Here is a 21,841-nt window from a genome sequence, read left to right as displayed (position 1 = left end):
CCTTCAACTCAATCTCTGCCACACACTCAATGTGACCAGTCTGCGGGAACATGTCTACAGGCTGCACCTGCTTCGTCTCGAATCCACCGTCTTCCAAGAAGCGCAAATCACGAGCGAGCGTGCTTGGGTTACAGCTGACATACACGATACGTTTTGGCTTCATGTCGATCATAGCTTGAAGCAAATCTTCTTCACAGCCTTTACGTGGCGGGTCGACGACGATGACGTCAGGGTTTAAGCCTTGTGCTTTCCACCATGGCATCACTTCTTCGGCTTTGCCGACGTAGAATTCGGCGTTGTCCATGTGGTTGAGTTTTGCGTTCATTTTAGCATCGGAAACTGCTTGTGGTACGATTTCAACACCGTAAACCTTCTTCGCTTTCTGAGCTAGGAATAACGAGATTGTACCGATTCCAGAGTAAGCGTCAATGACAGTTTCATTTCCGCTCAGGTTCGCATATTTCAATGCTTGGTCGTACAATACTTTCGTTTGTGCCGGGTTGACTTGGTAGAAAGATTGTGCTGAAATGGCGAATTTGATGTCTCCGATTGTATCGTAGATGTATTCTTCACCCCATAGAAGCTTCGTCTTACGGCCAAGGATCACGTTAGTACGTTCCTTATTAATGTTCTGCACGATAGATTTGATTTGCGGGTATGTCTCATGCAGCTCCGCAACGAGTTCCTTTGCATAAGGCAGTTCGTTCATGCGAGTGACTAGCACAATCATCGTCTCGTTCGTCTGTTGGCCAGTACGGACCATGATGTGGCGCAGGTCACCGCGATGCGTTTCTTCATTGTATGCAGAGATACCAAGACGGCTTGCGATACGGCGAACAGCTTCTACCATACGGTCATTTACTTCATCTTGAATAACGCAAGTTTCCATGTCATCAATGATGTCATGACTACGTTTACGATAAAATCCGGTAATCATCTCGCCATTGCGTTCTGCAGTCGGGATTTGAATTTTGTTACGGTAACGCCATGGATCGTCCATGCCAAGTGCCGGATGTACAGGTACATGCTCCAGATGGCCGATTTTCTTCATCGCGTTCTGTACTTGCTTCTGTTTCATTTCCAGCTGCAGCTGATAACTCATATGTTGAAGTTGGCAGCCGCCGCATTGGATGTAAACATTACATGGCGGTTCTACTCGGGCTGGACTTGGTTTGGTTATTTCCATAAGCTTTCCGAAGCCAAAGTTTTTCTTCGTCTTGATTACTTTCACTTGCGCTGTCTCACCTGGCAATGCATATGGTACAAACAATGGATAACCGTCTACTTTACCGACACCGTCTCCATCATGCGTCAGGTCCTCGAAGGTCAGTTCGATTGTTTGGTTCTTTTCAACTGGTGGCGCTAATTTTGCCATTTTCATCGTCCTTTTTGTTTTTGCTTTCAAGATTGTATCACATTGTGGCGGAAATCAGAAATCCGGGTCTATTGCCCGGGAAATATGTCGAAAAAAGAAACAAGACAGCTTAATCAACTAAGCTATCTTGTTTCTGGATGAATTCTTCTGACACGAAGTATTCAATGTGCTGATGCAGATTGACGAATTCACCTGGCAGTAATCCACCGTATTCCCCATCGATGTTCAACTGCATTTTATCAGCAGGTTTAACCTTAATTCGGTTTGCCCTTGTATAGAAGATAAGATCATGATCCAAGTGCGCTCCTCGGATTGCCAAGGAAGCAATACGGATAAATTCGGCTATATTCGTTTTGCGTAAGATAACCAAATCGAACAATCCATCATCCAATTGCGCGTCAGGCGCAAGCTTCTCGAAGCCTCCGACGGAGTTTGTGTTAGACACAAGGAATAGCATGATTTCATCCTCGAACCATTTGCCATCATACTCAATTTCCACCTTGATTGGTCGAAGCGATGGCAGCATTTCGATGCCTTTTAAATAATAGGCCATCTGCCCGAGCATCGTCTTCGTCTTGCTTGGAACATCATAGGTAAGCTCTGTCAGCTTCCCTCCGCCAGCGATATTCATGAAGTAATGGTCATTGACCTTACCAATATCGAGCTTGCGTGTCCTGCCTTCCACAATAATCTCAGCTGCGCGCTTTATGTTGCGCGGAATAAATAGTGCACGAGCTAAATCGTTCGTCGTACCGACTGGAATGATGCCGAGCTTCGGCCGGTTTGGCTGTTCAGCCAAGCCTGATACGACCTCATTGACAGTACCGTCTCCGCCGCATGCAACGACAAGATCATAGCCGCGCTCTACTGCCAAACGCGCTGCTGCCGTTGCATCTCCTTCACATGTGGTTGCATGCGTCGAAGTTTCATAGCCTGCCTTTTCAAAAATTTCTAATACATCCGGGAGTTCGCGTCTGAACGCTTCTTTACCTGATGTTGGGTTGTAAATGATCCGAGCGCGTTTCATTGTATTGCCTCCTACCAAACCTTACGTTCACATTGTCCAAGTCTTATCATAGCTTTTTTTTCCTATTTTGAAAAGGTCTTTGCCCGTTACTGGAAGCCTATCTCAATCAGTATAGGAATAATATGCCCCTTTTAACCCGGTTACAGGAATTTCCTTGGCTTTTGCCAAGTGTAGTAATAGACGTCACTTCATCAGCTTCTTCATAATATATTTCCGTTTCGCAACTCTGCAATTGGCATAAACCTACCTCTACTCGTATATATATTGATGTTCCGTCCTTTTATTCTGTATTACTAACATAACGACGTATTATAATATGTTATATTCATCCGCTAAACTAAAAGGAAGAAAAGGAGAAGATGAAACGTTTGGAAAACAAATGGAACGACGTAGATACCGTGTTTTTAAATAGCTTGCTGCCTGCTGAAGAGGATCACAATTATGTACTGGAAGCAAATCGAGAAGCGGAACTGCCACAGATTGATGTATCCCCGTTGCAAGGAAAACTGCTGCACTTGCTGGCCAAAATTAAAGGAGCCAAACATATCCTGGAGATTGGAACTCTTGGTGGTTACAGCACGATTTGGCTTGCCAAAGCCCTTCCCGCCGCTGGAAAGCTGTATACCCTGGAAAACCATCCCTATTATGCCGAAGTAGCACGAAGTAACATTGCCACAGCTGGACTGGAGGATAAAGCAGAAGTAGTCGTCGGTAATGCAATTGACACACTGCCTGAACTCTATGACGAGCAGAAAAACGTTTTTGATTTCATCTTCCTCGACGCCGATAAACAAAGCTATCCAGAATACCTCAACTGGGCTATCAAGCTAGCAGCACCTGGGGCTGTTATTGTTGCCGATAATGTAGTCCGCGAGGGCGAAGTAGCCAATGAGCAAAGCACAGATGAACGTGTCCAAGGCGTACAGCAGTTTCTGAAACTGCTCTCAAACGAACCTCGCATTGAAGCTACAGCTGTTCAGACAGTCGGAAGCAAAGGTTATGATGGATTTGTTCTCGGATATGTAAAATAGGTCGAATGGGCGCTTCCTTACGATCAAGCGCCCATTTTTTCAACAGAAGTTTTCGCTCAGCCAAAACTTGAGCCCATCTACCATATCCTCCGTAAACTGATGATCGACTTCGTTGTAGATATCAAAGGTAACATCGGGACTGCTGCAGTGCGCATAATAAGCATACTGCCCAGAGATATCGATAGTTTGATCACTATCTCCATGCATAAGCAATACAGGTTTTCGGCTATGTAAATAACGTATCGGATCATACGTTTCGAGCAATACCCTTTGCTTACCAGAAAGTTCGTCTCTTCCATCAGATCTCCTGAAAAATTCGTCTGCAACTATAAAGGCACCGGAACCATTCACATTTACCAAACCTTGTATATCATGATTTTTCGCAAAAATACTACTTGCTATAAAACCGCCCATGGAACTGCCAATTACAAGTATGTTTTTCTTATCAATTTTCAATTCAGCTACTAATATATCGAATTCATCGATTGTCTGAGATACTGTACCCCAGAACATTTGCTGACGAGTACTTACGTCGAAGTAATTTTCTATGGTTCCTCTGCTGTCATGATGGACTATGTCAGGTAAAACTACCGTATAGCCTTGTTCCTGAAGCTCTTCCGCCAAGTCATAATATCCGGCAGTACTGCCTGCCCATCCGTGATAAATGACAAGTATTGGAGCTTTCTTATTAGTACCCTGAAAAAGGTGAAAAGGCAGTTTCTGATTACTGTTAGACTCAGATGAATGAATTACCATCTTCCCGCCTCCTTTTCTAATATTCTACCAAAGCTTGAATCAATTAGGATTCGGCATTAAAGAAACTTCAATACACACAAAAAATCCCGCCAAAAGGCGGGATTTTTTAAATTAGCGTTTATTCATTTCCGCGATCAGGATTTTGTTTACCATCGGCGGGTTGGCTTGGCCTTTTGTCTGTTTCATGACTTGGCCGACTAGGAAGCCGAGTGCACGGTCTTTCCCGTTCTTAAAGTCAACAACAGATTGTTCGTTCTGATCAAGGATGCTTGAGATGATTTCAGTCAGCTGACCTTCATCAGAGATTTGAACAAGTCCTTTATCTTTAACGATCTGTTGTGGATCGCCACCATTTTCAATAAGCTCCGCGAATACTTTCTTCGCTAGTTTAGAGGAAAGGGTGCCATCCTCAATTAATGTAATCATCTTAGCTAGTCCTTCTGGCGTTAGAGCTGTATCAGCAAGGTCTTTCTGCTGCTTGTTCAAGTATGCAGAAACCTCACCCATCAGCCAGTTGGAAGCGGCTTTTGGATCAGCATCAGCTTTCAATGTCGCTTCGAAGAAGTCGGACATTTCCACGCTCAATGTCAATACCATTGCATCATATGCTGGTAAGCCTAGCTCGTTTACATAGCGGGCTTTACGAGCATCTGGAAGCTCAGGGATGGATGCACGGACGCGTTCCTTCCAAGCGTCGTCAATGTACAATGGTACAAGATCCGGCTCTGGGAAGTAACGGTAATCGTCAGATCCTTCTTTGATACGCATTAGGATTGTCTCTTTTGTAGACTCATCATAACGGCGCGTTTCCTGCAGGATTTCTCCTCCAGCAAGCAAAACCTTCTGCTGGCGTTTCTCTTCGAATTCAAGACCTTTTTGCACGAATGTGAAACTGTTTAAGTTCTTCAGCTCTGCTTTTGTACCGAATTTCTCTTGTCCAATTGGACGAAGGGAAATGTTGGCGTCACAGCGAAGGGAACCCTCTTCCATTTTCACGTCAGATACGCCAGTGTACTGGATGATGTTGCGAATCTTCTCTAGGTAAGCATACGCTTCAGCAGGTGTACGAAGATCTGGCTCGGACACGATTTCGATCAATGGTGTTCCTTGACGGTTGTAATCGACAAGGGAGTAGCCGTCGCCTGTGTGAGACAGTTTACCAGCATCCTCTTCCATATGAATACGTGTGATACCAATTTTCTTTGTATAACCGTCTACTTCAATCTCAATCCAGCCATTCTCTCCAATCGGCTGATCGAATTGAGAAATCTGGTAAGCTTTAGGGTTATCCGGATAGAAGTAGTTCTTCCGGTCGAATTTTGTATGTGTCGCGATTTCACAGTTCAGTGCCATCGCTGCTTTCATAGCAAAGTTTACTGCTTCTTTATTTAAGACAGGAAGCACACCTGGATACCCAAGGTCGATAGGGTTGGTGTTTTCATTTGGTGCGGCACCGAATGCATTTGGGCTCGGGCTGAAAATTTTAGATTTCGTTTTCAGCTCAACGTGTACTTCGAGTCCGATGATAGTTTCGAAATTCATCCTTTTACGCCTCCCAATGCCGGTTTCTGTTTGTGATGATCTGTCGCTTGCTCGAATGCATGAGCAGCGCGGTAGATCGTCGCCTCGTCAAAGTGCTTCCCGATGATTTGCAAGCCGATCGGCAGCCCTTCGCTTGAGAATCCGCAAGGCAAGGAGATTCCTGGTACGCCTGCAAGGTTTACAGGGATTGTCAGGATATCAGTTGCGTACATTGTTAATGGATCTTCTACTTTTTCGCCAACTTTGAAAGCCGGAGTCGGAGTTGTTGGTCCAACGATGACATCATAGTCCTCAAACACTTTGTCAAAGTCGTTTTTGATCAATGTACGTGCTTTTTGTGCTTTTTTATAATACGCATCATAATAGCCGGAGCTAAGAGCGAATGTACCAAGCATGATACGGCGTTTTACTTCTTCACCGAAACCATCGCGGCGGGAATATTTGAACACATCAACCATGTTTTCCGCTTCTGTAGAGCGAACACCGTAACGGACGCCATCAAAACGCGCCAAGTTAGCAGATGCTTCAGAAGAAGACAGCAAATAGTATGCTGCTACTGCATAACGGGAATGTGGAAGGGAAACTTCTTCCCAAGTTGCGCCAAGATCTTCATATACTTTCAATGCAGCTTTGATGGATTCACGAACTTCGTCAGAAACGCCTTCGCCAAGATACTCTGAAGGTACAGCAATGCGCAGACCTTTCACATCTTGTTTTAAAGCTTCTGTGTAGTTCGGAATTTCTACATCAGCACTTGTAGAATCCATTTCATCATGACCTACAATTGCTTGCAGCAAGTGCGCGTTATCTTCAACTGTACGAGTCATCGGTCCAATTTGGTCAAGAGATGATGCGAATGCAACAAGACCGAAACGGGATACGAGACCGTATGTAGGCTTCAAGCCGACTACGCCACAGAATGCAGCTGGTTCACGGATGGAACCACCTGTATCAGATCCTAGGGAGAAGAATACCTCTCCTGCAGCTACAGCAGCTGCTGATGCACCGCTGGATCCGCCAGGAACATAATCTGTGTTCCATGGGTTACGTGTTGTGAAATAAGCGGAGTTCTCATTAGAAGAACCCATCGCAAATTCATCCATGTTCAGTTTACCGATTGTAACAGTCTTCTTATCTTTTAGCTTGGAAACGACTGTCGCATCGTAAAGCGGGTCTGTGAAGTTATCAAGGAACTTACTCGCACAAGTCGTACGTAGACCTTTTGTTACGATGTTATCCTTAATACCGATAGGAATACCGAATAGTGGGTTGTCGCCGCCCTGCTCGTCCAATTCCTTAGCAGCTGCACGCGCATTCTCTTCATCAAGCGTCAAGAAAGCTTTCACTTCATCGTCTACTTCCTTAATACGTGCATAGGAAGCATCCACAAGATCCGTTACCGTAATCTCTTTGTTATGTAGCTTTTCCTGCAATTCTTTCAATGTATAATCAAACAAAGACATAATCTTCCTCCTTAGTCCAAAATCGACGGCACACGGAACTGGCCATTTTTCTGATCCGGTGCATTTTTCAATGCATCCTCCCGGTCGATCCACTTGCGCGCTTCATCCTCACGCATAACGTTCTTCAAATCAAGCACGTGCGTCGTAGGCTCCACGTTATCCGTATCAAGCTCATTCAAAAGCTCGGCATACCCGATAATCGCATCAAGTTCCTTCGTCATTTTTTCTGCTTCTTCATCAGTAATTGCAAGACGCGCCAAATGCGCTACATGCAACACCTGTTCTTTCGTAATCTCTGACATACTGTCACCTCCGGAATTCACCTTACATGTATATAAAAATGATCATAGCAAAAGGAGCTGCCGTAAAGCAACCAGACTATAACATATAACTATTTTAGCACGTTTCTACCTCTAAACGAAACTAAGCATAATAAAAAGAAAAAGCCCGCCTTATCCGAAAATAAAGCGGGCAATTGAGGGTCTTACTTAAGGGAAATAGTACATGATGTACTTATTCGGCGAGGAATTGGATTCTCCTTCTTAAGAAAGTATATTTTTAAAAATCCACTAATTTAATTGTTAGTACGCCAGGAGTAGCCTCTGACATTGCCACGTTACCCAAGTTATTGCTTCCTACAATTGCACTAACTCCCAAAACCGCAATCAGACTAGTTACAACAAGTAGTTTTTTCATAATAATTCGCTCCTTTATACTTTTAAGAGTTTTTGATAATTAAGACTCGCCATCTTATAATAGTTGGCAGCATTCTTGTACTTCTTTAATTTTTCGAAGTGTTCCCCTATCATATTCGAATAGGTGACGATATTAGCATAATCGCTTTTTTCTTCTAAATATGGCAAAAACTCATTAATTATTGTATGTTCAAGTTTATTATAATCTTGATAGATAGCATATTTATATACGTCCATCTCTAGTTTAAACAACTTCTTGCTATGAGCCGGCAATTCTTTAACTAGGGAATAATTTTTTTCTAAAACCATCTTTGCTTCATCGATTCTTTCACTATTATAATACTCTTTAATTAAGGAAATAGTAGTTGTTATTTGAGTTGTTGTGAAGTTACTTCCCATCTCATATGCTTTTTCTAGATATTTAATGGCTTCATCACTTTCACCTAAAGTAGAGTGTAGATACCCTAAGTTATGATTCGAAAGTTGAATCACTTCTGAGTTCTCAGTTATCTCCCCAAGATGTTGTGCTAAATTATATTGCTTAATTGCCATATCGATCATATGCACTCTACGGTAACAAATACCTAAAATAATATGGCACTGAGCACACCGGACAAAATTATAATTCTGCCTGAAAACATCGAGTGCTTTATTCGCATATTCGATTGATTTCAAATCGTTGATCAATCTAGTATGCGTTACTGCAAGCGTATAATGAATATCAGCTATATCTGTTTCCGCTAATTCAATCTTCTTAATTAAAGCCTCTGCCATCTTGTAGAACTGAAGAGCTTTAACGTTATCGTCTTCATAATTTTGATAATAATTACCTAAGTACTTATTCCAAAAAAAGCTTTGTCTAGTATCAAATGAATATTCCAGATTTGTAAGCTTTTCAATTTGTTCTTTAGTTTTTTCGTTTTCATTTCTAAGTAGATAGTATCTGATCTTATGAATCTCAAAGAGTATCTCGTAGTCAGAATTACTATTCTTGAATAATTGCTCTAATTCTTGGTACTTTGCGTCCCGTTCTTCTCGACTATGCGCATCATAAAGAAGCGCAAACCATTCCTCAGCCTTTTCCTTTATCATATCCTCGTTCTCCGCGTTAAGCTGGATCCCTAGTCGTTCACATAATAATGCGATGACTTCTGGACTGGCGTCAGTTTTCTGGTTTTCGATTTTGGACAGGTAGGATTCTGAAACAATGCCCGCTGCTAGGTCTTCTTGCGTCATGTTTTGCTTGATTCTATGTAGTTTAATTAAAGGGCCTATTTCCATTTTGGGCTACACCTCGAAACATAGTTATTTCTTTCTGCGTAAGAGCTTGTGCCCAAGACCATTGCTGGGATGTGTTCCTGCTTTCATTCTAACACATCCCGGCTTTAAGTATATTGGGAAAGTAGGGATTGAAGCATGTGCTTCTCTACCTATTTTCTGGTGATACTTTCCTAGTCTTGTCTAATAATACAATTTTTTGTCTCTTTTTGTATGGCTGCTTTAATTAAGGATGTAAACTTCCGGTTCTTTGGTATCATGTTCCCTCGTAATGATTGCTTCTGTCTGATCATTTGAGGTGATGTTGATTTCCAGGTCATAATAGTTCGGGAAGATATCCATGATCTGGCTGTATGCATATTGTGTGAAGGCAACTACTTCAGCGTTTCCTTCAAATTGAATCGGGATATCAATCGTCAGCTTCTTAAGTTCGTCATTTTGGTAGAATCCTCTGCCGACCATTCCTGTGTAATTCGGGAAGAAGCTTGCCACTTTTGTCGTGAAAGCGGAAATATATTGACTTTCATCTGGGTGGTTTTCATTTGCATCATCAGAAGGGAACAAGACGTTCTTCTCGTCAATCTTATCCCAATCTCCGACCGAGCTGCTACCTTTATCTACAGTAGTTTCAGCAACGAAGTTACCTGGCACGACAGATTCCTTCTTAGCTTCCTGATAAACGGTAATATGAATTGGAACTTCACTTAAGCCATCAATGTTGCGCATTCTTTCGACAATCTTTTTAGACATTTCATTCGCCTGTGCGAGCATTTTATCCTCTGGAATTTCCTCACGGTAAGGACCTTTTCCGCCTGTCGTAAACTGGTATTCCGATTTCATCGCAAGAGCAATGGAGACTCCGCCCAGCTTAATATCACCGTTATCATCCTCGACCATATAATCCTGCTCCAGGATGTGGGATAGATACTTCGGATTATCACGGAAATCCTTCTCCGATGCTTTATCTTCATTCAGCTCTGGATTGAGTCCGAGCTCCTTCGCTTCTTCATCGGGGGATGTTTTGCCCTTATCGTCCTTTTGTGCTTTGGCATAACGGCCGATCCAACTATAAAGCGTGTCGCTATCGAGCATTTGTCCTTCGCGGAAATAATAATCGTCTGGACTGAATACATCCTTCGAATGGTTGCGAAGTCCCTCTTCGACTTCATCGATATCCAATCGGTTGGCAATTTGGTTGATGATTACTCCGCGAGCTGCACTAGTCTCGTAGTTGACGACGCCTTTAGATTTACCGCTCTCATAAGGCAGCAATACTTTGTATTCTTCGTCTGAGAAATTATAGCTGGAAACGACGGATGTTTTTTCGCCGCCATCTGCCGTTTCCTGCTTCACTTCTTCTTCCCCGCCGCCAGACGGTCCGCAGCTTGCCAGCAATACGAGTGCTCCTATAGACAGAACACCTGCTAATTTCTTCATGTGTTTCTCCTCTCTATTCCTGTAACGTTTCGATCAAACGTGCTTCATCCCATATCTCTATACCGAGCTTCTCTGCTTTTTCATATTTAGAACCAGCATCCTCGCCGGCAATCAGCAAGTCTGTTTTTTTGCTGACACTTCCTGTGACAATACCACCGAGTGCCTCTATTTTCTCTTTCGCTTCTGGTCTTGTGAGAGCCTCCATTTTCCCGGTCAAAACAATTGTCTTACCGCTGAAGATGCTGTCACTTGTTACTTCTTGTGGCTTGATGCCTTTATAGGTCATGTTGACGCCTACAGCTTTCAGCTCTTCAATCAACTGCGTTACCTTGTCTTCCTGGAAATGCTGATAAATGGAGTCGGCCATTTTCTCTCCGATTTCATCAATAGCAACAAGCTCTTCAACAGTCGCCTGCTGCAGTCTGTCAATCGTTTCGAATGCTTGCGCTAATGTTTTCGCTGCTTTCGCTCCAACAAAGCGGATGCCTAGACCGAACAATAAACGCTCCAGCGAATTGTCTTTAGACGCTTCAATTGATTTGAGCAGATTATCAGCCGACTTTTCGCCCATGCGCTCCAGATCAAGCAAAGCGTCACGGTCAAGTTTATACAAATCATCGATTGTATGCACTAATTCAGAGCGGTACAGCTGGATGATGACCTTTTCTCCTAGTCCATCAATATTCATGGCATTCCGGGAAACAAAGTGAATTAATCCTTCAACAAGCTGCGCTGGGCAGTTAGGGTTGATGCAGCGAAGAGCCACTTCTTCTTCCAAACGCACTGTTTCACTGCCGCATTCCGGACAGTGCTCTGGCATATGGAATTCCTTCTCATCTCCTGTACGCGCTTCTGTGACGACACGGACAACCTCTGGAATAATGTCACCGGCCTTTTTAATGACAACAGTATCCCCGATACGAATATCCTTCTCGCGAATCAAATCTTCGTTATGCAGAGTTGCTCGCTGTACTGTCGTTCCTGCAACTCGAACTGGATCCAATAATGCTGTCGGTGTGATAACACCAGTACGCCCGACATTCAGCTCGATATTATTCAGCTTCGTCGTCACTTCCTCGGCTGGGAATTTGTACGCAATTGCCCAGCGCGGTGTCCGGGCCGTGAAGCCAAGTTCATCCTGCTGTTCACGCTTGTCCACCTTGATTACAATACCATCGATTTCATAGCTTAATTCGCGGCGTTTGGCGCTCCACTCTTCGACATAAGCGAGCACTTCTTCGATTGTCTGGCAGCGACGGCGTTCTTTATTTGTCTTGAAGCCTAGCTGCTCCAAGTAGTCGAGCAGCCCGCTATGTGAATCCAAATTATTGGTCTCCCATTGCCCGGAACCATAGAGGAAAACGTCCAAATTTCGGCTGGCAGCAATCTTCGGATCAAGCTGACGCAAAGACCCTGCTGCCGCATTACGCGGATTCGCAAAAGGCGCTTCGCCGTTTTCTTCTTTCTGGGCATTCAGCGCTGCAAAGGATTTTTGTGGCATAAATGCCTCTCCGCGCACTTCGATTGCTTCCTCTAAATCAATTCGAAGCGGGATGCTGCGAATTGTCCGTAGATTCTGGGTAATATCCTCACCAGTCGTCCCGTCGCCGCGTGTCGCTCCTTGGACAAACTCTCCATTTTCGTAACGGAGAGAAACAGCCAGGCCATCTATCTTCAGCTCACAGATATACGAATAGTCATCTGTTTCTAAGCCGTTTCGGACTCGCTTATCAAAACTTCGAAGATCTTCTTCATTGAAGGCGTTGCCCAAGGATAGCATCGGCACGCGATGCTCTACCTTGTTGAATGCTTCAAGCGGCGTAGCGCCGACACGCTGGGATGGAGAATCGTTTGTGACAAGGTCAGGAAATTCCCCTTCGATATCAAGCAGTCGTTTCAGGGTCTGATCATACTCATAATCAGACACCTGCGGATTATCAAGGACGTGATAATCATAATTATATTGATTGAGCTTTTTGCGTAAATCCGCAAGCTCTAAAATTGCTTCTTCTTTGTTCATGCTTGCCACCTCGGTTAAGCTTTTGTGATCGGTGCGAATGAAGCAAGCAGTCGTTTGATTCCGACAGGCGCAGGGAAGGCGATATCAAGCTCCATCGCTTCTCCTTCTCCATTGACCTTGACTACTGTTCCTTCGCCCCATTTCTTATGAACGGCCTTGTCACCAGGTCCCCATCCGAGCGCGTCTGCTCCGGATTTAGGTTTTGGCTTACGAACGATACGTTTTTGCTCTTGTGGTTTCGCTGCTTGGCGGCTGTTTCCAAGTCCGAATGGGTTTTGTTTTGTTTCTTGTATACCTTCTAGCAATTCACTAGGAATTTCACCGATAAAGCGGCTGACAGAGTTCATATTCGTCCGTCCGAATAATGTCCGCATTTTGGCATTCGTAAGGAATAACTCCTCTTCTGCACGAGTGATGCCGACATAAGCAAGACGACGCTCTTCTTCCATCTCTGTCTCATCCATCTGGGAACGGCTATGCGGGAATACGTTCTCTTCCATTCCGATCAAGAACACAACCGGAAACTCAAGTCCTTTGGCACCGTGCAGCGTCATAAGGATAACTTTATCATCGCTGGATGGATCTTCATCCATAGAATCGATATCCGCAATCAGTGCAAGATCTGTCAGGAAAGTAACCAACGTTTTATCTTCACTCGTCTGCTCGAAGTTTTTTGTTACTGTCTTGAACTCTTCTAAGTTCTCAAGTCGGCTCTGTGATTCAATGCTTCGTTCTGCCTTCAGCATCTCCTCATATCCTGAACCTTCCAGCACCTGCTCGACCATGTCCGTCGCAGTCAGGAAATCAGTCTGCTTAGCCCAGTTACTGATCATTGCCCCGAACTCACTTAAAGCATTGGCAGTTTTGGCACTGACGCCAGTGAAATCAACTTCTTTAAGCGTATCAAACAAAGAAATCTCGTGTTCGTTCGCATACGCCTGCAGTTTTTCGATCGAAGTTTTACCGATGCCACGCTTCGGTTCATTGACTACCCGCTCAAAGCTAATGTCATCATCCGGATTCGCAATCAGACGAAGATAAGCCAACATATCCTTAATTTCTTTACGATCATAGAACTTCGTGCCGCCGATCATTTGATACGGAACACCTGCTTTTACGAAGGTTTCCTCGATGGACCGGGACTGGGCATTCGTCCGGTAAAGGATCGCAATATCGCGATAATGCCGTTTTTTCTCCATCATGACCATTTCTTCGATTTTCTCGGTCACATACAAAGCCTCATCACGCTCAGTAGCTGCTTGGTAATAACGCAGCTTTGCGCCATCGATATTGTCTGTCCAAAGATTTTTCGGTTTACGTCCTGTGTTGTTGCCAATTACTTTGTTAGCTGCATCCAGTATTGTCTTTGTCGAGCGGTAGTTCTGCTCGAGCATGACGACCTTCGCGTTCGGATAATCCTTTTCAAAAGAAAGGATATTCGTAATGTCTGCACCTCTCCAGCGATAGATGGATTGATCGGAGTCTCCGACTACACAAAGGTTTTTATAACGGGAAGCCAGCTGGTTTACTAGGCGATACTGCGCGTGGTTTGTATCCTGATACTCATCTACGTGGATGTACTGGAAACGGCGCTGGTAATATTGCAGTACTTCCGGCACCCGGTCAAACAGCTGGATAGTCTGCATAATCAAGTCATCAAAATCGAGTGATTGATTGCGGCGCAATGTCTTTTGGTACAGGTCGAATATTTCGGCTACTTTTCTTTCGTAGACACTTCCTGCTTCCTTACTGTATTGATCAGGTGTGATCAGTTCGTTCTTTGCTGAGCTGATGGCACCAAGCATCGCACGCGGATCGTACTGCTTCGGATCAAGGTTAAGCCGTTTTAGTGCTTGCTTGATCACGGAAAGCTGATCGCTTGTATCCAGTATGGAAAAATTGCTATTGTATCCTATTCTGTCTATATCACGCCGTAAAATGCGTACACACATAGAGTGAAAAGTCGAAACCCAAATCTGAGAACCCTCATCTCCGACTAATTTGTGTACACGTTCCCGCATTTCACGAGCTGCTTTATTTGTGAAGGTAATCGCCAAAATACTGCGCGGCGACACTTCCTTCTCCCCAAGCAAATAGGCAATTCTATTCGTCAGCACGCGGGTCTTACCGCTTCCCGCACCTGCCATGATCAGAAGCGGCCCTTCAGTATGCTTTACCGCTTCTGCTTGTTCTTTATTTAAACCATTTATTAAATCATTCGCCAATCGGCTCATGTTAGCACCGCCTTTATTTCTTTCCTTTTACTGCTCTCACTGTCTTTAGAGCAGCCTTTATATTATCATACACGCTGTTTCCGACAATAATCACATCAGCATATTGCTTCATCTCCGCTGCTTGCTCCGGTGAAACGATACCGCCTCCATAGAATAGCAGCGTGTTTGAAAGCTGATTTTTCACCTTTCTGACAAGTGCAGGATCAGCATATGCTCCGCTGTTTTCTAGATAAAATATCGGGAGCTTGTACATATGTTCCGCCATATAAGCGTAAGCAACCGTATCTTCCTCAGTTGGCAGCATACATTGAGTGTGGGTGAAAACCTTCGCTTCCGGATTGATGACACAATAGCCTTCCATCATGATTTCATCCCAGTGCATCATATCCCGATACGCTTTGACTGCTTCATGATGCAGCCCCATAACCCATTGCTTGTCCTTGCTGTTCATCACCATTGGCACATAATAAAAATCGAAGCCAGGTGTCAAAGCCTCCATCGTGCTAATCTCCAGAATGACCGGTACTGTGTGACGTCGAATCCGCGCGAGCAAATCGAGTACACCATCCAGAGTTACATTGTCTGTACCGCCGACAATGATGGCATCTGTACCGGACTCACAGATTTTCTCCAAATCTTCATCGCTTATTTCCTTGGCTGGATCGAGTTTGAATATATGTTGCCACTCTTTCATGTTATACACGTGTATATCCTCCATTACTTGCTTCCATAACGTTCATTATAGCAAAAATCGACTGGATAATTTAGTGGTTAAGGCGAGGAAAATACGAAGAGTTTGCAAATGAAGAAAGCCCGGCAACCGATTGCCAGGCTTCAGTGTGTCATTGGATCCGATCAGCTGGGTAAATCAAGCCAAACTGACTTCGCGCTTTCTCCATAATTTCGGCTACAGATAGTGCTAGTTCATGTGTGTTGATACTTGATTCCCGCTTTCCAGATTGAATCAGGTTTACGAATTCCTCTATTTCATATTTCATGTTATGGTCGTTATCCTGCGGACCGCTGATGGTATGCTCTGTGCTGTCGTGATATTGGATCGTTACGTCCTCAAAATGTCCAATATGATCGATCCGAATCGTCGCATCTTCTCCTTGAATCTCAGAAGGCAACGTAGAGCTGGTAATTTTCGAATAGTAAACAAGCGCCTCCATACCATCATACGTCAGCGTTATTGTTGCTTGGCCATCCACACCGGACTCAAGCAAAGTTCCGCTCGCCTTGATTTCCTTCGGTTTGCCGAACAAAGCAACAAGTGGATACAAGCAATAGATACCGATATCCATTGTTGCACCATTACTAAGTTCGGGATTGAACGCATTTAGAATCGTCCCTTGCCGGTAAGCATCGTAGCGTGACGAGTACTGACAAAGCTGTGCCACATAGCGGCGCACCGGTCCGATTTTCTCCAGATTCTCCTTAACGGCATGGAAATTCGGAAGAAACGTCGATTTCATCGCTTCCATTAGTAATACATCATGTTGCTTTGCTGTTTGAATGAGATCTTTCACTTCAGCAGTATTGGATGCCAGCGGCTTTTCACATAAAACATGAACACCATGCTGCATGAAAATCTTGGCTTGTCCCGCATGCAAAGCATTCGGACTCGCAATATAAACTGCATCGATTTCCCCGCTCGCCGCCATTTGTTCAATGTCGATGAACGTATGTACTGCTTTATGCTTGCTGGCGAATTCCTCCGCCTTTTCAAGCTTTCGGGAGTAGACAGCCGTCAGCTCGAAATTATCGACCTTTTTACTTGCTTCCAGAAATATTTCTGTAATCCAATTCGTTCCGACCACACCAAAGCGTACCATCCAATGTCAGCTCCTTATTCTTCTGGTTTTTCTTCCAAACGCTCAAGAACCGTATTATAGCCATCGTTCCCATAATTGAGGCAGCGTTTCACACGGGAGATCGTTGTGGTCGATGCACTCGTTTCCTGAACGATTGCATGATACGTTGCTCCATCACGCAGCATCTTCGCCACTTGGAGGCGCTGTGTAAGCGATTGTATTTCGCTGATTGTCGCAATATCATCGAAGAAGCGATAACATTCCTCGACATCTTTTAATGAAAGTATTGCCTGAAATAGTTCATCTAAATGCTCACCACGGAGCTTATCAAGCTGCATACAGCTTCCCTCCCCCATACGCACGTATGTGCTTCTTACCTTATCCTTTATCATACATCATCTCGGCCCATTTGCGTAATACGATGTGCATTGGAATTTTTATACTAGCATAAACACCTGATATAGCAGGAAAAATAGAGTTAATAAAGGAAAGGGGTGCATCAAGCTTGAAACCGAATATTGGAATAATCCAGGCAATGATTCGGATTGCGGCTGGCGTCAGCATGGTCGGGTATGCCACTGCTGCACTTGTCACAAAACCGAAGCAATTAACTGCCCATTTGACTTTGCTGGCAGGCGCCATCAAGATCGCTGAAGGTATTGTGCGTTATTGCCCAAGCATGACTCTCATCAATCAATTTCGCCAAAAACAGGATTCTCAAGGGGAATAAAAAAGAAGAACTGGCCCGTGTACCAGTTCTTCTTTGCTTTATTTCCCGAATCCAATATCAGTCCGGTAGTGGAAATTCGGATTATCTTTAAAGATGGTAAGTCCTGTTTTGACACTTTCCACCGCATCCGTACGATTATGGTGTACAGAACCGATGAACAAGATGCGCCCTCCATTAGAAACATAGCCTTCCGCTGTTTTTTCCGTACCGGCGTGAATACAGTATACGTCCTGCGGAAGTTCTGTTAAGTCAGGAATCAGAAGCTGCTTGTCATAGTTTCCTGGGTAGCCGCTTGCTGCAATAACAGTACCAGTAGCATAAGCGTCCTTCCATGTCAGCTGCGGATCGTTACCAGCAGTAACATCCCGCATTACTTGCAGCAAATCATTTTCTAACAGTGGTAAAATGACCTGTGTTTCAGGGTCTCCAAAACGGGCATTGAATTCAATTACTTTCGGTCCGTCTGTTGTTTCAATAAGCCCTGCGTACAAAACACCAGTAAAGGAACGGTCTTCTTTTACAAGTCCAGCAGCAGCAGGCTTTAGAATTCGTTCGATTGCTTCATCAATCACTTTTTGCTGCAAATCTGGGATCGGAGCATAGGCTCCCATGCCGCCTGTATTCGGTCCTTGGTCATTATCGTAAACGCGCTTATGATCACGAGCAGGCACGAGCGGATAGACATCTTTACCATTCACGAAAGCCATAAGTGAAAATTCCTTACCGTCAAGGAAATCCTCAATAATAACAAGACTTCCCGCTTGGCCGAACTGGTTATTGACCAGCATGCTTTCTACAGCTTCATTTGCTTCCTCAACTGTGTTGGCAACGACAACGCCTTTACCAGCAGCAAGACCATCTGCTTTCACAACAATTGGCGCACCTTTTTTCGCAATATAAGCCTTTGCTTTCTCTGCGTCAGAAAAAGTCTCACTTGCAGCAGTCGGGATAGCATGTTCACGCATAAAGCTTTTAGCGTAATCCTTGCTTCCTTCAATCAAAGCAGCTTCCTTCGTCGGTCCGAATACGTTTAGGTTTTCCTGCTGAAAAGCATTGACGACACCTGCAAGCAAAGGAATTTCCGGTCCGACAAACGTCCAGTCGATTTGTTCTTCCTTTGCAAAATGGACAAGGTCATCTACAGCTGTTACATCAATTGGCACACAAGTTGCCAAATCGGCTATACCGCCATTACCTGGTGCTGCGTACAATGCCGTTATCTCAGTACTTAAAGCTAGCTTTGCGACGATACTATGCTCGCGGCCGCCGCTGCCTATCACAAGAACTTTCACAACGTCTCCCCCTGACAATTAGTGCTTAAAGTGGCGCAGATCTGTGTAGACCATGGCAATGTTGTGTGCATTACATACAGCTACAGAATCTTCGTCTCGTTTAGATCCGCCTGGCTGGATGATAGCTGTAACGCCAGCTTTAATAGCTGCTTCTACTGTGTCTGGCATCGGGAAGAAGGCATCCGATGCAAGAACCGCTCCTGTAGCTTTTTCACCAGCTTGTTCCAAGGCGATTTTAGCTGCTCCAACTCTATTCATTTGACCAGCACCGACACCGATTGTCTGATCATCTTTTGCCACAACGATGGCATTGGATTTAACATGCTTCACAACTTTCCAAGCGAAGAGAAGATTTTTCATTTCTTCCTCTGTTGGCTTACGATCTGTTGCTACAGTAAGTTCCGCTTCCGTAATAGCCCCTGTATCATAATCCTGCACAAGCAAACCGCCGCTTACGCTGACAACCTTTTTCGGCTGCTGAATCGCATCTGCAGCAAGTTCCAATAGACGGATGTTTTTCTTCTCTGTCAATAAAGCCAATGCTTCTTCTGTGAAGCTCGGCGCTATAACAATCTCAAGGAAGATTTCCTTCAGTTGCAATGCCGTATCTTTATCGACTGCACCATTCAAAGCAACAATGCCGCCAAAAATAGATGTCGGATCTGCTTCAAATGCTTTACGGAAAGCATTCGAAATAGATTCTCCAACGCCAACGCCGCAAGGGTTCATATGTTTGACTGCTACTGCGGCAGGCTCTTGGAATTCCATGACGATTTCAAGTGCCGCATTGGCATCCTGGATGTTGTTGTAAGAAAGCTCCTTACCATGAAGCTGTTTCGCATTTGCAACGGAAGCTCCTTTGACGATTGGATCCTTATAGAATGCTGCTGCCTGATGCGGGTTTTCTCCATAACGCAAGGATTGAACTTTTTCATATGTGAGCGTCAATGTTTCCGTATCATGCTCTTCGTTCAATTCGGCAAAATAACTTGCTATCATCGCATCATAGTTTGCTGTATGGCGGAATACCTTACCTGCTAAGCGGCGTTTCGCTTCATAAGAAAGCTCACCCTGTTGTAAAGCAGATAAAGTTGCGTCGTAATCTTCTGGATCAACTAGAACAGTGACACCTGCAAAGTTTTTAGCTGCAGAACGAAGCATTGTCGGTCCGCCGATGTCGATATTTTCGATTGCATCCGCTTCAGTAACGCCTGGCTTCTCAATTGTATTTTTAAACGGATAGAGATTTACCACGACCAAATCGATTGGTGTTATGTCACGCTCTTTCAGCTGCTGCATATGGCTTTCGTCATCTCTTCTAGCCAACAAACCGCCGTGGATGGCTGGGTGCAGAGTTTTCACACGTCCGTCCATGATTTCATCAAATTTCGTCACGTCAGACACTGCTACAGCTGGAATACCTTCTTCCTGCAGCTGTTTCAGGGTGCCTCCAGTCGAAATGATGTCATAATTCAATTCTGCTAAACCTTTGGCAAATGGGATGATTCCTGTTTTATCTGATACGCTGATTAACGCACGTGGCATTACAGTCATTCCTTTCTATCTCGTTCTTTGAGTATGTACGAAATCGTTTCCGGATAAAGGCGGTGCTCTATTGTTTGGATTCGTTGATGCAAAGTGTGGTGTGTATCTTCTTCCAGTACCGGAACTGCTTCCTGGGCGATGATATTGCCTGTATCCATTCCCGCATCAACGAAATGGATCGTCACTCCGCTCACCTTCACACCTGCTGACAAAGCCTGCCCGATAGCATCCTTGCCGGCAAATGCAGGCAGCAGCGACGGGTGGATGTTAAGAATCCGTTCTGGATAAGCTTCCAGCAAGGTTTGTCCGATCAAGCGCATGTAACCCGCCAGAAAAATCCATTCTATCTGTTTCTCCTGCAGCTTAGTAAGAATAGCTTGTTCATAGGCTTGTTTATCTTCAAAGGTTTTCGGGTTGCAGACAAAAACCTCTACGTCCCATTTTTTTGCCTTCTCTATAACAGGTGCTTCCGGTTTATCACAAACAAGCAGCTGGATTGTGCAAGGTAATTCCGAAGCCTGCACAATCGCTTCTGCGTTGCTGCCGCTGCCGGAAGCAAAAACAGCAGCTGAAATCATGCGGTAAACTCCACGCCTGTCTTATCCGTTACATCACCAATAATCCAGGCGCTCTCGCCAGCTTCTTGCAGGATTGTCATCGTCTCTTCCGCGTCTTCCTTGGAGACAATCAGCGCCATACCGATTCCTGTATTGAATACACCAAGCATATCTTCGAATACTAGCTGTGCTTTTTCCATTAGGAATTCATAGATAGCTGGCAGCTCCCAGCTTCCGGTTTGTATTCGAACACCTAGATCCTCTGGTACTGCACGCGGCAGGTTCTCGTGGAAGCCGCCGCCAGTAATATGAGAGATACCATGAATATCGATTTTCTCTTGGACAGCACGCACTGCTTTCGAGTAAATTTTGGTCGGCTCAAGCAAGATTTCTCCTAAAGGACGATCAAATGGTGCGTACACCTCGTCCAGGCTCAGTCCATGCTGGTCAATCAAACGGCGCACGAGGGAGAAGCCATTGGAATGCAGGCCACTTGAGGCAATACCGATAATGCTATCTCCTGCTTTAACATCTGCACCGCTAATTAGCTTTGATTTCTCTCCGATACCAACGACAAATCCAGCTAAATCATATTCTTCCGCTCCGTACATACCTGGCATTTCAGCTGTCTCGCCGCCTATCAAAGCAGCACCTGCTTCGACACAGCCATCAGCAATACCTTTAACGATCTGCTCAATCTTCTCCGGTTCATTTTTGCCGCAGGCAATATAATCAAGGAAGAACAACGCTTGCGCACCTTGAGCGATAATGTCATTTACACACATAGCGACAAGATCGATTCCGACTGTATCATGCTGCTCCATATCAAAAGCCAGCTTCAGCTTCGTGCCAACTCCATCCGTTCCGGAAACAAGTACCGGTTCTTTATAGGAGAAAGACGACAAGTCAAACAGTCCGGCAAACGCGCCCACACCGCCAATCACTTCCGGACGGTTTGTACGGTTTATATGTTTTTTCATTAAATCTACTGCGCGATAGCCTGCTTCAACATCCACACCGGCTTGTTTGTATAGTTCGCTCATGC

Annotated in this window: 20 protein-coding genes; 2 read left to right on the top strand and 18 right to left on the bottom strand. The window is 44.6% G+C overall.

Annotated elements, in window-relative coordinates; genetic code table 11:
- A partial coding sequence (rlmD, locus tag CHH58_RS13335; protein ID WP_095260968.1) for a 23S rRNA (uracil(1939)-C(5))-methyltransferase RlmD occupies window positions 1–1,375 on the bottom strand: 1,375 nt, incomplete at its 3' end.
- Between the two features lie 109 nt (window positions 1,376–1,484).
- Window positions 1,485–2,402 carry a diacylglycerol kinase gene (locus tag CHH58_RS13330; protein WP_095262656.1) on the bottom strand — a complete coding sequence of 306 codons (918 nt, stop codon included), beginning with the start codon at window positions 2,400–2,402 and terminating at the stop codon, window positions 1,485–1,487.
- Between the two features lie 359 nt (window positions 2,403–2,761).
- Between CHH58_RS13330 and CHH58_RS13325 the strand changes: the two genes are divergently transcribed.
- A complete protein-coding gene (locus CHH58_RS13325; RefSeq protein ID WP_095230761.1) occupies window positions 2,762–3,433 on the top strand; it encodes an O-methyltransferase in 672 nt (223 codons plus the stop codon).
- Between the two features lie 39 nt (window positions 3,434–3,472).
- On the opposite strand, the gene CHH58_RS13320 is transcribed toward CHH58_RS13325, so the two are convergent.
- The 12 genes from CHH58_RS13320 to CHH58_RS13270 form a co-directional block, all read right to left on the bottom strand.
- Window positions 3,473–4,189 (bottom strand): alpha/beta hydrolase, encoded by a 717-nt coding sequence (locus CHH58_RS13320; RefSeq protein WP_095262655.1) that lies wholly within the window; start codon window positions 4,187–4,189, stop codon window positions 3,473–3,475.
- A 111-nt stretch (window positions 4,190–4,300) separates the two neighbouring features.
- Complete coding sequence (gene gatB, locus CHH58_RS13315) at window positions 4,301–5,731, bottom strand: Asp-tRNA(Asn)/Glu-tRNA(Gln) amidotransferase subunit GatB (protein WP_095230763.1); 1,431 nt, start codon at window positions 5,729–5,731, stop codon at window positions 4,301–4,303.
- A complete protein-coding gene (gatA, locus tag CHH58_RS13310) occupies window positions 5,728–7,194 on the bottom strand; it encodes an Asp-tRNA(Asn)/Glu-tRNA(Gln) amidotransferase subunit GatA (RefSeq protein ID WP_095230764.1) in 1,467 nt (488 codons plus the stop codon). The genes gatB and gatA overlap by 4 nt, the downstream gene beginning before the upstream one ends.
- A gap of 11 nt (window positions 7,195–7,205) precedes the next feature.
- On the bottom strand, window positions 7,206–7,496 hold the full coding sequence (gatC, locus tag CHH58_RS13305; protein ID WP_038558545.1) for an Asp-tRNA(Asn)/Glu-tRNA(Gln) amidotransferase subunit GatC: 291 nt from the start codon (window positions 7,494–7,496) through the stop codon (window positions 7,206–7,208).
- A 256-nt stretch (window positions 7,497–7,752) separates the two neighbouring features.
- A complete protein-coding gene (locus CHH58_RS18450) occupies window positions 7,753–7,890 on the bottom strand; it encodes a hypothetical protein (RefSeq protein ID WP_170937628.1) in 138 nt (45 codons plus the stop codon).
- Between the two features lie 14 nt (window positions 7,891–7,904).
- Window positions 7,905–9,170, bottom strand: a complete 1,266-nt coding sequence (locus tag CHH58_RS13300; RefSeq protein WP_095262654.1) for a helix-turn-helix domain-containing protein — start codon at window positions 9,168–9,170, stop codon at window positions 7,905–7,907.
- A gap of 219 nt (window positions 9,171–9,389) precedes the next feature.
- Window positions 9,390–10,604 carry a CamS family sex pheromone protein gene (locus tag CHH58_RS13295; RefSeq protein WP_095262653.1) on the bottom strand — a complete coding sequence of 405 codons (1,215 nt, stop codon included), beginning with the start codon at window positions 10,602–10,604 and terminating at the stop codon, window positions 9,390–9,392.
- A gap of 13 nt (window positions 10,605–10,617) precedes the next feature.
- Window positions 10,618–12,624 (bottom strand): NAD-dependent DNA ligase LigA, encoded by a 2,007-nt coding sequence (ligA, locus tag CHH58_RS13290; protein ID WP_095262652.1) that lies wholly within the window; start codon window positions 12,622–12,624, stop codon window positions 10,618–10,620.
- A gap of 14 nt (window positions 12,625–12,638) precedes the next feature.
- Window positions 12,639–14,858 (bottom strand): DNA helicase PcrA, encoded by a 2,220-nt coding sequence (pcrA, locus tag CHH58_RS13285; protein WP_095262651.1) that lies wholly within the window; start codon window positions 14,856–14,858, stop codon window positions 12,639–12,641.
- A gap of 13 nt (window positions 14,859–14,871) precedes the next feature.
- A complete protein-coding gene (locus CHH58_RS13280) occupies window positions 14,872–15,561 on the bottom strand; it encodes a heptaprenylglyceryl phosphate synthase (RefSeq protein WP_095233323.1) in 690 nt (229 codons plus the stop codon).
- Window positions 15,562–15,700: 139 nt separating this feature from the next.
- Window positions 15,701–16,693, bottom strand: coding sequence for a Gfo/Idh/MocA family protein (locus CHH58_RS13275; protein ID WP_095230771.1), 993 nt, complete (start codon window positions 16,691–16,693; stop codon window positions 15,701–15,703).
- A 14-nt stretch (window positions 16,694–16,707) separates the two neighbouring features.
- Entirely contained in the window at window positions 16,708–17,010 is a 303-nt protein-coding gene (locus CHH58_RS13270; protein WP_038558531.1) for a YerC/YecD family TrpR-related protein, read from the bottom strand.
- A 167-nt stretch (window positions 17,011–17,177) separates the two neighbouring features.
- Here CHH58_RS13270 and CHH58_RS13265 point away from each other — a divergent pair, with 167 nt between their 5' ends.
- Window positions 17,178–17,402 carry a YgaP family membrane protein gene (locus CHH58_RS13265; RefSeq protein WP_095230772.1) on the top strand — a complete coding sequence of 75 codons (225 nt, stop codon included), beginning with the start codon at window positions 17,178–17,180 and terminating at the stop codon, window positions 17,400–17,402.
- 38 nt (window positions 17,403–17,440) lie between these two features.
- On the opposite strand, the gene purD is transcribed toward CHH58_RS13265, so the two are convergent.
- Genes purD through purM form a run of 4 tightly spaced genes read right to left on the bottom strand, consistent with a single transcriptional unit; the run spans window position 17,441 to window position 21,839 of the window.
- Window positions 17,441–18,694, bottom strand: coding sequence for a phosphoribosylamine--glycine ligase (purD, locus tag CHH58_RS13260; RefSeq protein WP_095262650.1), 1,254 nt, complete (start codon window positions 18,692–18,694; stop codon window positions 17,441–17,443).
- A gap of 18 nt (window positions 18,695–18,712) precedes the next feature.
- A complete protein-coding gene (gene purH / locus CHH58_RS13255; protein WP_430980840.1) occupies window positions 18,713–20,239 on the bottom strand; it encodes a bifunctional phosphoribosylaminoimidazolecarboxamide formyltransferase/IMP cyclohydrolase in 1,527 nt (508 codons plus the stop codon).
- 5 nt (window positions 20,240–20,244) lie between these two features.
- Window positions 20,245–20,817 (bottom strand): phosphoribosylglycinamide formyltransferase, encoded by a 573-nt coding sequence (purN, locus tag CHH58_RS13250; protein ID WP_095230775.1) that lies wholly within the window; start codon window positions 20,815–20,817, stop codon window positions 20,245–20,247.
- A complete protein-coding gene (gene purM, locus CHH58_RS13245) occupies window positions 20,814–21,839 on the bottom strand; it encodes a phosphoribosylformylglycinamidine cyclo-ligase (RefSeq protein ID WP_095260958.1) in 1,026 nt (341 codons plus the stop codon). Before purM ends, purN begins: the two co-directional genes overlap by 4 nt.
- Window positions 21,840–21,841: the final 2 nt, after the last annotated feature.

It is taken from the genome of Terribacillus saccharophilus, assembly GCF_002272745.1.
GTDB classification, from domain to species: Bacteria; Bacillota; Bacilli; order Bacillales; family Amphibacillaceae; genus Terribacillus; species Terribacillus saccharophilus_B.
Note: the sequence above shows the minus strand (reverse complement) of the source record. Positions and strands in the feature narration are given on the sequence as shown.

Bases quoted from the DNA above. Each gene is read 5' to 3' on its own strand.
- CHH58_RS13330 (WP_095262656.1), bottom strand. From the start codon at position 2,402: ATGAAACGCGCTCGGATCATTTACAACCCAACATCAGGTAAAGAAGCG.
- CHH58_RS13325 (WP_095230761.1), top strand. From the start codon at position 2,762: ATGAAACGTTTGGAAAACAAATGGAACGACGTAGATACCGTGTTTTTA.
- CHH58_RS13320 (WP_095262655.1), bottom strand. From the start codon at position 4,189: ATGGTAATTCATTCATCTGAGTCTAACAGTAATCAGAAACTGCCTTTT.
- gatB (WP_095230763.1), bottom strand. From the start codon at position 5,731: ATGAATTTCGAAACTATCATCGGACTCGAAGTACACGTTGAGCTGAAA.
- gatA (WP_095230764.1), bottom strand. From the start codon at position 7,194: ATGTCTTTGTTTGATTATACATTGAAAGAATTGCAGGAAAAGCTACAT.
- gatC (WP_038558545.1), bottom strand. From the start codon at position 7,496: ATGTCAGAGATTACGAAAGAACAGGTGTTGCATGTAGCGCATTTGGCG.
- CHH58_RS18450 (WP_170937628.1), bottom strand. From the start codon at position 7,890: ATGAAAAAACTACTTGTTGTAACTAGTCTGATTGCGGTTTTGGGAGTT.
- CHH58_RS13300 (WP_095262654.1), bottom strand. From the start codon at position 9,170: ATGGAAATAGGCCCTTTAATTAAACTACATAGAATCAAGCAAAACATG.
- CHH58_RS13295 (WP_095262653.1), bottom strand. From the start codon at position 10,604: ATGAAGAAATTAGCAGGTGTTCTGTCTATAGGAGCACTCGTATTGCTG.
- ligA (WP_095262652.1), bottom strand. From the start codon at position 12,624: ATGAACAAAGAAGAAGCAATTTTAGAGCTTGCGGATTTACGCAAAAAG.
- pcrA (WP_095262651.1), bottom strand. From the start codon at position 14,858: ATGAGCCGATTGGCGAATGATTTAATAAATGGTTTAAATAAAGAACAA.
- CHH58_RS13275 (WP_095230771.1), bottom strand. From the start codon at position 16,693: ATGGTACGCTTTGGTGTGGTCGGAACGAATTGGATTACAGAAATATTT.
- CHH58_RS13270 (WP_038558531.1), bottom strand. From the start codon at position 17,010: ATGCAGCTTGATAAGCTCCGTGGTGAGCATTTAGATGAACTATTTCAG.
- purH (WP_430980840.1), bottom strand. From the start codon at position 20,239: ATGCCACGTGCGTTAATCAGCGTATCAGATAAAACAGGAATCATCCCA.
- purN (WP_095230775.1), bottom strand. From the start codon at position 20,817: ATGATTTCAGCTGCTGTTTTTGCTTCCGGCAGCGGCAGCAACGCAGAA.
- purM (WP_095260958.1), bottom strand. From the start codon at position 21,839: ATGAGCGAACTATACAAACAAGCCGGTGTGGATGTTGAAGCAGGCTAT.